General features: G+C 68.1%; 14 protein-coding genes. 5 read left to right on the forward strand and 9 right to left on the reverse strand.

The genetic code is table 11. The annotated features are described in order from the left end of the window. The first annotated feature begins 186 nt into the window (after window positions 1-186). Together ABE85_RS18180 and ABE85_RS18185 are read left to right on the forward strand one after the other, a co-directional pair. Complete coding sequence (locus ABE85_RS18180) at window positions 187-399, forward strand: hypothetical protein (RefSeq protein ID WP_067277734.1); 213 nt, start codon at window positions 187-189, stop codon at window positions 397-399. Continuing rightward, on the forward strand, window positions 400-660 hold the full coding sequence (locus ABE85_RS18185) for a hypothetical protein (RefSeq protein ID WP_067277737.1): 261 nt from the start codon (window positions 400-402) through the stop codon (window positions 658-660). Between the two features lie 19 nt (window positions 661-679). Here the strand turns inward: ABE85_RS18185 and ABE85_RS18190 are convergent, their stop codons facing one another. From ABE85_RS18190 to ABE85_RS18230, 9 genes are all read right to left on the reverse strand, one after another. Then, the gene (locus tag ABE85_RS18190) at window positions 680-1,525 is read right to left on the reverse strand and encodes an alpha/beta fold hydrolase (RefSeq protein ID WP_157522589.1); all 846 of its coding nucleotides are present in this window, start codon (window positions 1,523-1,525) and stop codon (window positions 680-682) included. Then, window positions 1,522-2,595 (reverse strand): branched-chain amino acid ABC transporter permease, encoded by a 1,074-nt coding sequence (locus ABE85_RS18195; RefSeq protein ID WP_067277739.1) that lies wholly within the window; start codon window positions 2,593-2,595, stop codon window positions 1,522-1,524. The genes ABE85_RS18190 and ABE85_RS18195 overlap by 4 nt, the downstream gene beginning before the upstream one ends. Window positions 2,596-2,611: 16 nt before the next feature. Then, window positions 2,612-3,622, reverse strand: a complete 1,011-nt coding sequence (locus ABE85_RS18200) for a branched-chain amino acid ABC transporter permease (protein WP_067277743.1) — start codon at window positions 3,620-3,622, stop codon at window positions 2,612-2,614. Beyond that, a complete protein-coding gene (locus ABE85_RS18205; RefSeq protein ID WP_067283070.1) occupies window positions 3,619-4,368 on the reverse strand; it encodes an ABC transporter ATP-binding protein in 750 nt (249 codons plus the stop codon). Before ABE85_RS18205 ends, ABE85_RS18200 begins: the two co-directional genes overlap by 4 nt. 8 nt (window positions 4,369-4,376) lie before the next feature. Then, window positions 4,377-5,132 (reverse strand): ABC transporter ATP-binding protein, encoded by a 756-nt coding sequence (locus tag ABE85_RS18210; protein WP_197507067.1) that lies wholly within the window; start codon window positions 5,130-5,132, stop codon window positions 4,377-4,379. Beyond that, window positions 5,132-6,412: a PHB depolymerase family esterase gene (locus tag ABE85_RS18215; protein ID WP_067277746.1), complete on the reverse strand. Its 1,281-nt coding sequence runs from the start codon at window positions 6,410-6,412 to the stop codon at window positions 5,132-5,134. Before ABE85_RS18215 ends, ABE85_RS18210 begins: the two co-directional genes overlap by 1 nt. A gap of 77 nt (window positions 6,413-6,489) precedes the next feature. After that, window positions 6,490-7,692, reverse strand: coding sequence for a substrate-binding domain-containing protein (locus ABE85_RS18220; RefSeq protein ID WP_067277750.1), 1,203 nt, complete (start codon window positions 7,690-7,692; stop codon window positions 6,490-6,492). Between the two features lie 188 nt (window positions 7,693-7,880). Then, a complete protein-coding gene (locus ABE85_RS18225; protein ID WP_082938728.1) occupies window positions 7,881-9,506 on the reverse strand; it encodes a methyl-accepting chemotaxis protein in 1,626 nt (541 codons plus the stop codon). A gap of 162 nt (window positions 9,507-9,668) precedes the next feature. Next, window positions 9,669-11,138: a sigma-54-dependent Fis family transcriptional regulator gene (locus ABE85_RS18230; protein ID WP_067277753.1), complete on the reverse strand. Its 1,470-nt coding sequence runs from the start codon at window positions 11,136-11,138 to the stop codon at window positions 9,669-9,671. Between the two features lie 285 nt (window positions 11,139-11,423). Here ABE85_RS18230 and ABE85_RS18235 point away from each other — a divergent pair, with 285 nt between their 5' ends. The 3 genes from ABE85_RS18235 to ABE85_RS18245 are packed head-to-tail and all read left to right on the forward strand — an operon-like array spanning window position 11,424 to window position 14,296. Continuing rightward, window positions 11,424-12,428: a tripartite tricarboxylate transporter substrate binding protein gene (locus tag ABE85_RS18235; RefSeq protein ID WP_067277756.1), complete on the forward strand. Its 1,005-nt coding sequence runs from the start codon at window positions 11,424-11,426 to the stop codon at window positions 12,426-12,428. Continuing rightward, complete coding sequence (locus ABE85_RS18240; RefSeq protein ID WP_067277759.1) at window positions 12,428-13,981, forward strand: malonyl-CoA synthase; 1,554 nt, start codon at window positions 12,428-12,430, stop codon at window positions 13,979-13,981. Before ABE85_RS18235 ends, ABE85_RS18240 begins: the two co-directional genes overlap by 1 nt. A 21-nt stretch (window positions 13,982-14,002) precedes the next feature. Continuing rightward, entirely contained in the window at window positions 14,003-14,296 is a 294-nt protein-coding gene (locus ABE85_RS18245) for a cysteine-rich CWC family protein (RefSeq protein WP_067277762.1), read from the forward strand. Window positions 14,297-14,325: the final 29 nt, after the last annotated feature.

A 14,325-nucleotide genomic window follows, 5' to 3' on the forward strand; every position in this document is an offset into this window, starting at 1 on the left:
CCCCCGAGGGCACCCCGACGAGGGATGAGGCGTCCCCACAACGGGTGGACGCTCCTTATTTCGAGGGTCGTTGACCGCGCGCAAAGCTTCCAGGAATCCCCCATCGCAACACTGGCGTTGAGCGCAGGACGCGTGCTCCACTTTCGATCCGCGCCCGATGTCCGGGTGCGCCGTCAGGAGTTGCGCATGTATCCGATTCCCTCCTATCACCCATCCGAGATCCTTCAGGCAAAGATCCGCCTCGCGGCGCTTGAAGATCGCCAGACCGACGCCGAAATCCTGTCCAAGGCCGCTCAGCTGTATTTCCGGATCCGCCAGGAGTTGCGATCGGGTCGGGTCATCGGTTTCGTCGAACCGGATCGCAAGGATCAACTGGCCGAAGAGATCGTGGGGATCTGAATGGACTCGCGGGACAGCAAGCTCGCGGAGCCCATTTTCAGGGCGTCGATAGAGCCGCCAGAACCCCTGGCAGATGGCAAGGTCCGGCGTATCAAAGACCTCACCCTCTTCTTCGTCAGCACATTCATTCTTCTGACCTTGGTCGGCTTCAGTGTGTTTGTGCTGACCGACGCCTGCGTGACAGAGGAAGAGCGAAAGTGGGCCACGTCAACACTGACGATGGCTTTCGGTGGCGTGCTGGGCTGGCTCATCAAGCGATGAGTCCTCGCATGTCGCACGCTCACCCGTTCTCAAGAAATCGCTGCACGACGGCGAAGTGCTCAGGCACGTTCAGTGCGGGCGCGTGGCCGCAGCCCGGGATCGTCACGACCTCCGCTCGGGGGCCGCGCACACGCATCGCGTCGGCCGTCTCGGGCAGCAGAAGATCGGACGACTCCCCACGCAGGCAGAGCACCGGCAGGCTCAGCGAGTCCCACTCGGTCCAGCGCTTGTAGTCGTCCGGATGGACGAAGAACTGACGCACCATCGCCGGGTCGTAGTGGGGCGTCACGCGGCCGTCGGGCAAGCGCCGCACCGAGCTCTCCGTCAAGCGCCGCCATTGCGCGTCGCTCATCCAGCCGTAGGGCTGGTAGATCTGGCGGAAGTACTGCTCCAGCTCCGACACCGTGTCGAATGCCCACGGCGACCCCGCGTAGCTGCGGATGCGCTGGATCGCAGGCTCCGCGAGCTCCGGCCCGATGTCGTTGAGCACCAGCCGCCGGATGCGACCGCGTAGCGAGGTCGCCGCCGCGAGCAGCCCGATCGCGCCGCCCATCGAGGTGCCGACCCAGTGGAATTCCTTCAGCCCCAACTGATCGACGAGCGCCACCGCCAGCTTCACGTAGAACGCGAGGCAGTACTCGTTGTCGGGATCGGGGCTCCACTGCGACAACCCTCTTCCGAGGGTGTCCGGACACACCACGAAGTAGCGGCCCGTCCCCGCCAGGTGGGTGGCCAACTCGTCCATGTCCCGCCCGGTGCGTGCCAGGCCATGCCACGCGATCACCGGCTCGGCGCCCGGGTCGCCCCAGGCCTGGTAATGGATTTCGCGGCCTTCGCAGCGCAGATAGTTCGACGTCGACTTCACGATCCCCTCCTCGCCTGTCGCAGGCGCCCGACCAGCCCGTTCGGGAAGTGGTACACGGCCAGCACGAACAGCACCCCCAGCCACAACAGCCAGCGTTCCGGCGCGATCAGCTGCGAGAGCACCGGCACGCCTTCGACGGCGGAAGCGCCGACGCGCATCAGGTCCTGCAGGTAGCTCTGCGCCAGCACGAACAGCGCGCTGCCGATCACCGCGCCGTAGATCGTGCCCATGCCGCCGATCACGACGATCAGCAGGATGTCCAGCATGATCTCGAAGGACAGCGAGGTGTCCGGCCCGTTGTAGCGCAGCCAGATCGCCAGCAAGGCACCGGCCAGCGTCGCGAAGACCGCCGCCAGCAGCGTCGACAGCGTGCGGTAGGTCACCAGCCGGTAGCCGATCGCCTCCGCGCGGAAGTCGTTGTCGCGGATGGCCTGCAGCACGCGGCCGAACGGGGAGTTGACGATGCGCAGCAGCGCGAGCACGAGTCCCACGGCGACGACGAACAACAGGTAGTAGCTCAGCAGCCGGCCGTCGATCGAGACGCCGAGCACGGGCTCCTCGAGGAATTCAGTCGACGGCGACAGCAGCTCGGGCAGCCGGAAGTTCAGGCCGTCCTCGCCGCCGGTGAAGTCGGACAGCTGCGAGGCCAGCCCCTGGAACGCCGCCGCGACGGCCAGCGTGATCATGGCGAAGAAGATCGCCTTCACGCGCAGCGAGAACAGCCCGATGACGAGCGCCAGCAGCAGCGACACGCCCAGCGCGCCGACTATGCCGACGGCGAGCGCCGTGAAGCCCGGATCCATGCGCGAACTCGCGATGGCGACCCCGTAGGCGCCGATGCCGAAGAACATCGTGTGCGCGAAGCTGACGATGCCGGTGTAGCCGAGCAGCAGGTCGTAACTGCCCACGAGCACGATGAACACGAGGATCTTGGCCGCGACGTTCAGCGCCTTGGTCCCCGGAAATACGAAGGGCGCGAGCGCCAGTCCGAACACGGTGAGCAGCAGCAGTGCCGTGAGCATGCGGCTGCGAGGGAGGTCGTGCGACAGCAGGGAGCGGATGAGCGTCATGAAGGCATCGCCCCTTTCAACGGCGCCCGACCGCATAGAGGCCTTGCGGCCGCCACAGCAGCACGGCCACCATCAGCCCGATGTTGGAGAACAGCGCCGCCTTCGGCGCGAGGAAACCGCAGTAGTTGGCCATCAGGCCGACCAGCAGCGCGCCCACGAAGCAGCCCAGCGTCGAGCCCAGTCCGCCGATGATGATCACGATGAAGATCAGCGTGTTGACCTGGGCGCCGATCTGCGGGATCACGCTCTGCTGGTAGAGCCCCCACAGCACGCCACCCAGTCCCGCCAGGCCGGAGCCGGCGACGAACACGGCCACGAAGAGGCGCCGGATGCGGTAGCCGAGGCTCTCGACCATCTCGCGGTCCTGAACCCCGGCGCGGATCAGCAGGCCGAGCTTGGTCCGGTTGAGCAGCCACAGCAGTCCCGCGAAGACGATCAGGCCCACGACGACGGCCAGCAGCCGGAATTTCTCCACCGCCACGTCGCCGACCACGAGCGCGCCGCGCAGCGACTCCGGCGGCTGCAGCGGGATCATCTGCGCGCCCCAGACCAGCTTGATCAGTTCCTCGCCGATGATCATCCCGCCCATCGTGATCAGGATCTGCTTCAGGTGCATGCCGTAGACGGGCCGGACCAGCACGCGCTCGAAGACCAGCCCCAGCGCCGCGGCGCTGACGATGCCGGCCAATGCGGCCATGGCGACCGCGAACAGGTTGGCCGCCAACGATGGGCTCGCGACGAATCCGCCGTACGTGTTCATCGCCCCCATCACCGTCGTCGCGACGAAGGCGCCGAGCGCGATGAACACGCCGTGCCCGAAGTTCAGCACGTCCATCAGGCCGAAGATCAGCGTCAGCCCGGAGGCGATGACGAAGACGATCAGGCCCATCGCGAGGCCGGCAATCGTCAGCGTCGCCCAGCTCGACATCGAGCCGATCAGCGGCATCGCCGCCAGCGCCAGCGCGACGACCAGCAGCAGCGGGATCGCGTCGAATCGTGCCTGCGGCACCGGAGAGCTCTCGTTCATTGATGGGCCGCCAGGGACAGTCCGAGCAGCCGCTGCTGCAACGCCTCATCGGCGGCCAGATCGGCCATGCGGCCGGCATGCACGACACGGCCGTCGTCCATCACGGCGACGCCGTCGCCCAGCGCCTGCGCGACCATGAAGTTCTGCTCCACCAGCAGCACCGTCGTGCGCGCGCCGTCGCGTCCGCGCTGGATCTCCCGCAGCGCCTCGATGAGGTTGCGGATGATCGCGGGCGCCAGCCCCTTGGTGGGCTCGTCGATCAGCAGCAGCCGGCGCGGCTCGACCATTGCGCGCGCGATCGCCAGCATCTGCTTCTGCCCACCGCTCAGCTTGCCGGCCGGATACAGCCAGAACTTGCGCAGCGCCGGGAACAGCCCGAACAGCCAGTCCAGCCGCGTGGTGTCGAGATCGTCGAGCGAGCGCGCCTGTCGCGCCGCCAGCAGCAGGTTCTCGCGCACCGTCAGGTCGCCGAAGATCCCCATGTTCTCGGGCACGTAGGCGATGTCCAGCCGCGCGATCTCCGGCGTCGGCGCGGCCTGGATCTCGCGGCCGTCGAGCAGCACTCGACCCGCGCTCGCGCGCCACAGCCCCATCACCGTGCGCAGGGTCGTCGTCTTGCCGGCGCCGTTGCGGCCCAGCAGCATCGTCACTTCGCCTTCGACCACGGCCAGATCGACGCCGTGCAGGATGTGATACGCCCCGATGTGCGTGTGCACGCCGTCGAGCCGCAGGAGCGTCCTGGCCATCGTCGCGTTCATGCGGCCTCCGGTATTGCGAGCCCCAGGTAGGCGTTCTGCACGACCGGCGAAGCGATCACCGCTTCGGGTTCGCCGTCCGCGACCAGTTGCCCGTTGTGCAGCACGACGATGCGATCGGCCAGTTCCCGCACCACGTCCATCTTGTGCTCGACCAGCAGGATCGTGTGCGTGCCCTCCGTCTTCAGCGCACGGATCAGGTCGAGGATCACCGGCACCTCGTCGACGCTCATGCCTGCGGTCGGTTCGTCGAACAGGTAGACCTTGGGCTTGAGCGCCATCAGCATCGCGACCTCCAGCTTGCGCTGATCACCGTGCGGCAGGCTCGCGGCCGGCGCGTCGACGCGATGACCGAGCCGCACGCGCTCGACGATCGCGCGCGCCTCCTCGAGCAGCTCGCGATGGTTCAGCCACACGGAGAGCATCCGCAGCCCCTCCCCCCGCCGCGATTGCACGGCCAGTCGCACGTTCTCCAGCACGCTCAGGCTTGGGAACAGCTGCGTCAGCTGGAAGGCGCGTCCCAGTCCGCGCCGCGTGCGCAGCGGCGCGGCCAGACGCGTCAGGTCTTCGCCGTCGAGCAGCACCCGACCCGCGCTCGCGCCGAGCTGTCCGGAGATCAGGTTGAAGTAGGTCGTCTTGCCGGCGCCGTTGGGCCCGACGATGGCCGTCAGCGTGCCCGGATGGAAGCTGCAGCTGACGCGGTCGACGGCCGTGTGGCCGCCGAACCGGATGGTGAGGTCGCGGGTCTCGAGCATCAGGGACAGGTGCCGATCACGTAGTAGTTGGGCGCGGTCTGCTTCAGCGTCGTGGTGACGAAGATGTTCCACAGTCCCATCGACTGGTTGGAGCCGTTGGCATAGGTGATGCCGTACAGCGCGTAGGCGCGGCCGGAGACCGAGTGGGTGTAGTTGGACGCGGTGAAGCAGGTCGCGGGCGTGCCCGGATCACCAGGGTTGCCGGGGTCGCCCGGGTTGCCCGTCGTTCCGCCGGAAACCTTGTCCACCATCGCCTTGAGCGCCGCGATCTGCGTGCCAGCCTTCTGCGCGAAGTTCGAGCCGTACCAGCCGACCCAGTCCCAGCAGCCGTTCGGGTTGGGGAGCAGGCCGCTGGCCGCGGTCGAGCGCGAGGTGCTGTCGACCTTCGTCTGCGGGAACAGCACGACGATGTTGTTGGTGTCGGCCCAGCGCGAGAAGCCGGTGTTCCGCACGAACTTGTCGCCGATGGTCGCGTAGTTCTGCTGGCAGCCGTGCAGCGCGACATGCAGCTTGCAGACCTGTCCGGCCGCGCAGTTGGCCGGCACGTAGGCCCAGCCGGTCGCCGCGAGTCCGGGGTTGGTGCTGAACGCGGTCTGGTCGAACTCGATGTAGTTGGCCGCGGCGGGGCTGTTGTTGCGCGCGCTCAAGCTGCCGTAGAGCTTGGTGAGCACCGCCTTCGCGCCGTCGTAGCCGCAGTTGGCGATGTAGGGCGACGCGCTGCTGCCGCAGCTGTTGTTGCCGGTGGCGTCGAAGTCGGTGGGCAGCACGTGGGCGGTGCCGCTGCGCTGGACGTATTCCAGGTTGGCGGCCGTGACGCCGTTGTTGAGGTACTGCGTCTGTACCGCGTTCATCGGGTTGGGACCGACGGTCGTATCGCTCAGGCCGACGAACAGGAACACCTTCTGCGACGCGACATTGCTCTTGGCGTCGATCGCCGTGCCGCTCCAGTTGTTGAGGTCGGCCTGCATCGTGTTCAGCGCGGACGACGAGATCGTCGCGTTGTACATGCAGGCGGTGTAGTTGCTGTGGCCGGCGCAGTTGTAAGGCCCAGCGGCGAAGACGCCGACGCCCTTGAACGTCGATGAATGCGCGTATCCGAGCTGGTTGGCCATGAAGCCCCCCGACGACAGGCCCGAGACCGTGATCTGGGTCTTGTCGATGTTGAGCGAGGGCAATGGCACCGCGGCGTGGGCCAAGCCCATCGACAGCAACGACGCCGCAGTCGCGGCGGCGGCAACGAAACGATGGATCGCGGAACTTCTGACAACGGATGACTTCATGGGAAACCTCCTTGATGTCGACGGACCTTCAACGCGTGACGCTCGGCGCTCAGCGCTCAGCGCTCAGCGCTCAGTGCTCAGCGCTTGTTGCGGATCGGAATGTTCATTTCCTCGGGCTTGATCTCGCGCACCAGCTCGGGCACGCCCCAGGCGAAGGCCGGATCCACCTTGATCTTGAAGTGGTACATCGACTGCATCGCCTGGTGGTCCTCGGGCCGGAAGGTCATGCGGCCCTTGGGCGTCTCGAAGCTCATGCCTTCCATGGCCTTGATGAGCTTGTTGGTGTTCGTGTCGCCGCTGGTCTTCTTGAGCGCCTCGACGACCGCGATCGCCGCGCTCATGCCGCCGGCGGTGAAGAAGTCGGGCGGCGCCTTGAACTGCTTGTAGTGGTTGGCGACCAGCCACTCGTTGACCGGATTCTTCGGGATGCCGAAGTAGTAGTAGGTCGCGCCCTCCATGCCGGGCAGCGCCTTGTACGCGGCCATCGCGGGCAGGATGTTCCCGCCGGTGGCGATCTCGATGCCGTAGCGCTTGAGGTCGAGGTCGGCGATCTTGAACGGGTTCCCCGCACCGGCCCAGATGATGAAGATCACCTTTCGGCCAGGTTGGTCCTTGAGCCGGTCGATGAGCCGCTGCGCGCCAGCGGTGAAGTCGGTCGTGGTCGTCGGCAGGTACTCCTCATGCACGACCTTGGCCTTCTTGATCGCGTCCTTGAAGGCCTTCACGCCGTCGCGGCCGAAGGCGTAGTCCTGCGCCAGCGTCGCGATCACCGTGCCCGGCTTGTCGAGCGCCACCGCGTTGGAGATCGCATCCTGCGAGCTGTTGCGCCCGGTCCGGAAGATATACCTGTTCCACTTGTCGCCCGTGATCGAATCAGCGACGGCGGGCTCGACGAGCAGGATCTTCTTGTATTCCTCGGCCACCGGCAGCAACGCGAGCGCGACCCCCGACGAGGACGGGCCCACGGCGATGTCCGCCTTGTCGTCGCCGTAGGCTGCGGCCAGCAGGCTCTTGCCGACGTCGGGCTTGCCCTGGTCGTCCTTCTCGATGACGACGAGCTTGCGGCCCGCCACGGTCATCGTGCCGCCGGTCGCGTAGTCCAGGCCCATCAGGAAACCGGTCTGCGTCTGCTTGCCGTAGGCCTCGAGCGGGCCGGTGCGGCTGTAGACGTGGGCAATGCGGATCTCCTTGCCTTGGGCGAGCGCCGGAGTGCTCGTGCTCAAGACGGCGGACAGCGCCAGCACCGCGCCGGTCGCGGCGCGGAAGAAGCCATGGGTCATGGAACTTGTCTCCTGTGGGCGGACCGGTCGTGTGCCGGCCTCGGCCCGTTCAGTCGCAAGGTCCGTGCCGATGGCGTCCCGCCCTGAAAGCGACAACGCCGCTGTCCGGAATCCGGGCAGCGGCGTGTGATTGCCGAGGAAACAGTGTCTGGAAACCGGTCAGTGTCCGGAGTCCAGACAGCGGCGTCTCAGGTGCGGAAGGTCGCCACGTGTTCGTTGAGCAGGCGGGCCTGCTGCTGCAGCGACTCGGCGGCGGCGGCCGTCTCCTCGACCAGCGCCGCGTTCTGCTGCGTCATGTCGTCCAGATGCTTCACGGCCTGGTTGATCTGCGCGAGTCCGTCGGACTGGCCCGCGCTCGACTGGCTGATCTCCGCGACCGTGCCGCTGACCTGCTGCACCGATTGCAGGATCTGACCCATCGCCTCGCCGGCGCGGCCGACCTGAGCGCCGCCCGCATCCACACGCGTGACCGAGTCGTTGATCAGCGCCTTGATCTCCTTGGCCGCGTTGGCGCTGCGTTGCGCGAGCGCGCGCACCTCCGAGGCGACGACCGCGAAGCCGCGTCCCTGCTCGCCCGCGCGCGCCGCCTCGACGGCCGCATTCAGCGCGAGGATGTTGGTCTGGAAGGCCACGCCGTCGATGACCGAGATGATGTCGGCGATCTTGCGGCTGGCGCCGGCGATGCCGTCCATGGTCTGCACGACCTCGCCCATCACGTCGGCGCCGAGCTTGGCGCGGTCGGCGGCGCCGATGGCCAGCTGATTCGTCTGGTGCGCGGCCTGCGCGGAGTGCGTGACCTGCTGCGTGAGCTCATGCATCGACGCCGCCGTCTGCTGCAGGCTGGAGGCCGCCTGCTCGCTGCGTTGCGACAGGTCCTGGCTGCCCATCGCGACCTCGCGTGACGCATGCTGGATGGAGTCCGTGGCGTCGCGGATCGCGCGCACCAGATCGCTGAGGCGTCCCTGCATCGCGGCGACCTGCGTCAGCACCTGGCCGATCTCGTCGTTGCCCACGCTCTCCGTGCCGAGCGCCTGCGCGCGCAGATCGCCGTTGGCCACGGCCTCGACGACTTCGCGCATCTGGTTCAGGCGGCGCTTCAGGCCGCGCGCGAACCATTCGACCGCGATCAGCGCGGCGATGCCGAAGACGATCACCAGCGCCAGCGCGACGGTCGCGTCGCGGCGGGCGATTCCGGACACGTCATCGATGTAGACCCCCGAGCCGATCACCCAGCCCCACGGCTTGAAGCCGGCGACGTAGGAACGCTTCGGCTCCGGATCCTTGGCGCCGGGCTTGGGCCACAGGTAGTCGACGAAACCGCTGCCCTGCGCCTTGACCGTGTCGACGAAGGCGACGAACAGCTTCAGGCCGTTCGGATCCTTGTTGCCGGACAGGTCCTTGTCGTTGAGCTCCGGCTTGATCGGGTGCATGACCATCTTGGGCGTCATGTCGTTGATCCAGATGTACTCGTTGCCCGAGTACCGGATCTTGCCGATCTCGGCGGCGGCCTGCTTCTTCGCGTCGGCCTCGGTGAGACCACCCGCGCCGATGCGGTCGAAATGGCGCTTGGCGATCTGCTCGGCGTTCTTCACCTGCTCGACCGTCGTGATCATCTTGACGTCCAGCAGGCTCGTCGCGGAGCGGTGGCTCAGCCACATCACCAGCACGACGAAACCGACCACCGCGGCCAGCACCGCGACGCGCAGCTTGGTGGCCAGTGTCCAGGCGCGAGGGGCCGCGCCCTTCGCTGTCGTCCTGGCGCCGGAAGGCGCGTCCGCGTGAAAGCCGGTCGCAGTCGTGGTGAGCGTGTTCATGAAGTCTCCTGGGCGGGCCGGTCCATCCGGTCCTCGTCGTCTGCCCTTGACCTCGAATATGCGCATGTCGCACGGGGCACGACAAGCCCCCCGAACCCTCGAAGAAGCCCATGAACACGGGCCAAACGTGACGATGTGGTGTCACCCCCGCTGCCGTACGCGTCAGGCAGAGGCCAGCTCCGGGTACTTCGCCAGCTTCTCGTAGAGCGTCGCGCGGGAGATCGCCAGCAAACGCGCCGCCGCGACGCGGTTGCCGTTGGTGCTGTGCAGCGCCTGCGCGATGGCGGAGCGCTCCAGCTCGGCCTTGCGGGCGGGCAGGGTCTCCACCGGACCGGACACGCCGCTCGTGGTGAGCCTGCCCAATGCACCGATCCCTACCGTCGCCGTCGCTGTCGCCGCTTCATCGAGTCCGAAATGCCTCGGACCCAGCTCGTCGTCGTCGCTCATCAGGAAGGCCTGCTCCAGCGCGTTGCGCAGCTCGCGCACGTTGCCGGGCCAGGTCTTGCCTTCGAGCGCCCGCAGCGCCTCGGCGCTCAGCGTCTTGGGCGCGAGGCCGCTGCGCCGCGCGATGTCCTCGAGCAGCACCTCGACCAGCGTCTCGATGTCCTCGCTCCGCTCCCGCAGCGCGGGCAGACGGATCGGCAGGACGTTGAGCCGGTAGAAGAGGTCGGCGCGGAACTCGCCGCGCTGGACCATGGCCGCCAGATCGCGGCTCGTCGCCGCGATCACGCGCACGTCGACCTTCACGACGGCGTTGCTGCCCAGCGGTTCGAGCTCCTGCTCCTGCAGCACCCGCAGCAGCTTGGCCTGCAGCGCCGGCGGCATGTCGCCGATCTCGTCGAGGAAGAGCGTGCCGCCGTCGGCCAGCTTGAACTTCCCGTCGCGCGCCTTGCGGTCGGCGCCGGTGTAGGCGCCGGGCGCGACGCCGAAGAACTCCGCCTCCAGCAGCGTCTCGGGCACGGCCGCGATGTTCACCGAGACGAGCGGCTTCGCCGCGCGTCGCGAGGCCGCGTGGATCGCATGCGCGAGCAGCTCCTTGCCGGTGCCGGTCTCCCCCAGCAGCAGCACGGTCGCACCGGTCTGCGCGACGCGGCGCGCATGGCGCTTGACCTCGACCGCGGCCGGGCTGGATCCGATGAAGTCCACGATCCGATGCTTGGCGCAGCGGTTGCGGGACTGCTCCGCGGCGAGCTGCCGGCGCGTCTCGTCGAGCTCCGCCTGCAGGCACGCGAACTTGTTCATCAGCGGTTGCATCGTCGTCTCGGGATGGTCCAGCAGGACCATGCCCATCGCGCCGATGACGTCGCCGCCGGGACCGCGCAGCGGCAGCCGGCTGACGAGGAAGGTCCCCGCCTTGTTGGTGAGCAGGTCCACGAGGATGGGCTGCCCGGTGTCGATGACCTGCGCCATCAAGGTGTTGGGGACCACCTCCTCGACGCGGCGTCCGACGAACTCGGACTCGTCGCGGAAGCCGAGCGCGGGCAGGAAGCGCTTGTAGCCCTCGCTGATCCAGACGACGCGATGCTCGCGGTTCACCACCATCGCGCCCTGCGCGGTGCTGGCCAGCACGTCGAACATCGACTGCGCCGCCAGCCGCAGCACCGCCTCGGCATCCTGGGGAATGTCGTTCATGGCTTGTCTCCTGGGCAGTCATCCCGGGCCTGCCCATCGCGGCCCGGACGGGTGTCCGAGGTCGGGCTGCCGCCGCGCGGCGCCGCCCCGGATCTGGTGCGGACCAATGTAGCAGCCGGTCCGCCGGTGCGAGGGCCGTCCCGGGAGGCGGACGCCCTGGGGAATCCCCGAGGCGACCATCGAGCCGCGCGCGAGGCTATCCAGCTATAAACCGCCGCACGACTCCGTTTTTTCCCCACCTTGCCCACCGACACCGCGGCCCGCAGAGGCCCACAGGAGACACGCATGACGCAGAGTTCCCCGATCCGTCGCCGCCTGCTGGGCGCCGCCGCCCTGGCTTCCCTGTCCGCCGTCGGCGCCGGGATCGCGCCTTCGGCGTTCGCGCAGGCCGCCTGGCCGAGCCGGCCGGTGGTCATCGTCGTGCCCTTCCCCGCCGGCGGCGGCACCGACGCCTTCGCCCGCCCGCTGACGGCCGTGCTGACCAAGCAGACCGGCAAGCAGTTCATCATCGACAACAAGGGCGGCGCCGGCGGCACCGTGGGCGCGACGATCGCATCCAAGGCCGCGCCGGACGGCTACACCTTCTTCATGGGCGCGGTGCACCACGCGATCGCGCCGGCGATGTACCCGAAGCTGGACTACAAGCTCGAGGAGGACTTCATCCCCGTGGCCATGGTCTCCAACGTGCCGCAGGTGATCGTGATCAATCCGCAGAAGGTGCCGGTCACCGACGTCAAGGGCCTGCTGGACGTGCTCAAGAAGAACCCGGGCAAGCTGAACTACGGCTCGGCGGGCAACGGCACCTCGCACCACCTGGCGGGTGAGCTCTTCAAGCTGCAGACGCAGACCTTCATCACCCACATCCCCTACCGCGGCGCGGGACCGGCGCTGCAGGACCTGATGGCGGGCCAGGTGGACCTGATGTTCGACGGCCTGGGCTCATCGGCGGCGCACATCCGCGGCGGTCGCATCAAGGCACTGGCGGTGGCCTCGTCCAAGCGCGCGCCGGGCTTCCCGGACATCCCGAGCGCGGTGGAGGCCGGCATCCCGCAGTACCAGGTATCGACCTGGTACGGCCTGTGGGCGCCCAAGGGCACGCCCAAGGAAGTGATCGCCGCGATGCAGGCCGAGCTGCGCAAGGCCTACGCGACGGAAGAACTGAAGAACATCTGGACGGGGCTGGGCACCGACATGCCGACGCTCTACGGCGACGCCTTCGGCAAGTTCGTGCACGGCGAGGTCGTGCGCTGGGCCGACGTGGTCAAGCGCAGCGGTGCGAAACTGGATTGATGAACACCGCCAACGCCAACCTGTTCGCCGCGCTGCGCGCGAATTTCTCCGACGACCTGGACGCCTGCGCGATCGAGCTGGCGGACGGCCCCGAGGCCGGCCAGCGCTACAGCTGGCGCGACATCGACCGCGCCACGGCGATGATCGCGAACCTGCTGGACTCGCTGGACCTGCCCCCGGGCAGCCGCGTCGCGGTGCAGACGGAGAAGAGCGTCGAGGCGCTGCTGCTGTACCTCGCCGTGCTGCGCGCCGGCTACGTCTATCTGCCGCTGAACACGGCCTACCAGGCCGCGGAGCTCGACTACTTCATCGGCAACGCGGAGCCGGCCGTGGTCGTCTGCGCGGGCAGGAACTTCGGCTGGATCAGCAAGCTGGCGTTCCAGGCCAAGGTGCCCTGGGTGTTCACGCTGAACGAGGACCGCAGCGGCACGCTGCTGGACCGCGCGGTGCAGATGCCCGACACGCACCAGGTGGCCGCGAAGACCGCCGATGAGCTGGCCGCGATCCTCTACACGAGCGGCACGACCGGTCGCAGCAAGGGCGCGATGCTGAGCCACGGCAACCTGCTGTCCAACGCGGAGGTGCTCAAGCACGCCTGGGGCTGGAAGGCGGACGACGTGCTGATCCACGCGCTGCCGATCTTCCATGTGCACGGGCTGTTCGTCGCGTCGCACGGGGCGCTGCTGGCCGGGGCGAAGATGCTGTGGTTCAACCGCTTCGATCCGCGCGGCGTGATCGCGCGGCTGCCGGACGCGACGCTGTTCATGGGCGTGCCGACGCTGTATGTGCGGCTGCTCGAGCAGGCGACGCTGACGAAGGACGTGTGCGCGCGGATGCGGCTGTTCATCAGCGGTTCCGCGCCGCTGCTGATCGAGACCTTCCACGAATGGCAGCGCCGCACCGGGTTCACGATCCTGGAGCGCTACGGCATGAGCGAGACGGTCATGCTGACCTCGAATCCCTACAAGGCCGAGGACGGCGAACGCCGAGGCGGCACGGTCGGATATCCGCTGCCGGGCGTGGGCCTGCGCGTCGTCGACGACGCGGGCGCGCCCTGCCCGAGCACGGGCGACGGCGAGATCGGCCACCTCCAGGTGAGCGGGCCCAACGTCTTCTCCGGCTACTGGCGCATGCCGGAGAAGACGAAGGAGGAGTTCACCGCCGACGGCTGGTTCAAGACCGGCGACGTGGGCCGTCGCGACGACCGCGGCTACGTGACCATCGTGGGGCGGAGCAAGGACCTGATCATCACGGGCGGCTACAACGTGTACCCGGCGGAGATCGAGGGCTGGCTCAACGAGCTGCCCGGGGTGGCGGAGTCGGCCGTGGTCGGCGTGCCGCATCCGGACTTCGGCGAGGGCGTGATCGCCGTGGTGGTGCCGCGATCCGGCGCCGCGCTGGAAGGCGCGACGCTGGTCGCGGCGCTGAAGGACCGCATCGCGGGATTCAAGGTGCCCAAGCGGGTCTTCGTCGAGACCGAACTGCCGCGCAACGCGATGGGCAAGGTGCAGAAGAACCTGCTGCGCGAGCGGCATCAGGGACTGTTCGGCTGAGCATCGCCGACAATCGTCGTCATGAGCACGCCGACGCCGCTCCCTCCCAGCACGGCCGACACGACCGGCAGGAGCTCCCCCCTCGACACCGCCTGCCCCCGCTGCGGCGGCGGTTTCCATTGCGGTGTGAACGACGGCTGGTGCGCCTGCTTCGGCACGCGGCTGGGCGAGGGCCTCAAGCGCGATCTCGCCGCGCGCTGGCCCGACCGGTGCCTGTGCCTGCGCTGCCTCGGCGAGCTCGCCCGCGACGATCCGGACAGCCACGTGCCGGACCCGCCGAATAACCCGCCCGGGCCCCCGCTGTTGGGCGTTTGAAGGCGTACGCGGCACGGCCACAATCGGAT

The sequence above is a fragment of the Mitsuaria sp. 7 genome (assembly GCF_001653795.1).
Classification (GTDB): Bacteria; Pseudomonadota; Gammaproteobacteria; order Burkholderiales; family Burkholderiaceae_C; genus Roseateles.

Coding starts and splice junctions, on each gene's coding strand:
- ABE85_RS18240 (WP_067277759.1), top strand. CDS start 12,428: ATGAACACCGCCAACGCCAACCTGTTCGCCGCGCTGCGCGCGAATTTC.
- ABE85_RS18210 (WP_197507067.1), bottom strand. CDS start 5,132: ATGCTCGAGACCCGCGACCTCACCATCCGGTTCGGCGGCCACACGGCC.
- ABE85_RS18230 (WP_067277753.1), bottom strand. CDS start 11,138: ATGAACGACATTCCCCAGGATGCCGAGGCGGTGCTGCGGCTGGCGGCG.
- ABE85_RS18215 (WP_067277746.1), bottom strand. CDS start 6,412: ATGAAGTCATCCGTTGTCAGAAGTTCCGCGATCCATCGTTTCGTTGCC.
- ABE85_RS18195 (WP_067277739.1), bottom strand. CDS start 2,595: ATGACGCTCATCCGCTCCCTGCTGTCGCACGACCTCCCTCGCAGCCGC.
- ABE85_RS18235 (WP_067277756.1), top strand. CDS start 11,424: ATGACGCAGAGTTCCCCGATCCGTCGCCGCCTGCTGGGCGCCGCCGCC.
- ABE85_RS18225 (WP_082938728.1), bottom strand. CDS start 9,506: ATGAACACGCTCACCACGACTGCGACCGGCTTTCACGCGGACGCGCCT.
- ABE85_RS18205 (WP_067283070.1), bottom strand. CDS start 4,368: ATGGCCAGGACGCTCCTGCGGCTCGACGGCGTGCACACGCACATCGGG.
- ABE85_RS18185 (WP_067277737.1), top strand. CDS start 400: ATGGACTCGCGGGACAGCAAGCTCGCGGAGCCCATTTTCAGGGCGTCG.
- ABE85_RS18245 (WP_067277762.1), top strand. CDS start 14,003: ATGAGCACGCCGACGCCGCTCCCTCCCAGCACGGCCGACACGACCGGC.
- ABE85_RS18220 (WP_067277750.1), bottom strand. CDS start 7,692: ATGACCCATGGCTTCTTCCGCGCCGCGACCGGCGCGGTGCTGGCGCTG.
- ABE85_RS18180 (WP_067277734.1), top strand. CDS start 187: ATGTATCCGATTCCCTCCTATCACCCATCCGAGATCCTTCAGGCAAAG.
- ABE85_RS18200 (WP_067277743.1), bottom strand. CDS start 3,622: ATGAACGAGAGCTCTCCGGTGCCGCAGGCACGATTCGACGCGATCCCG.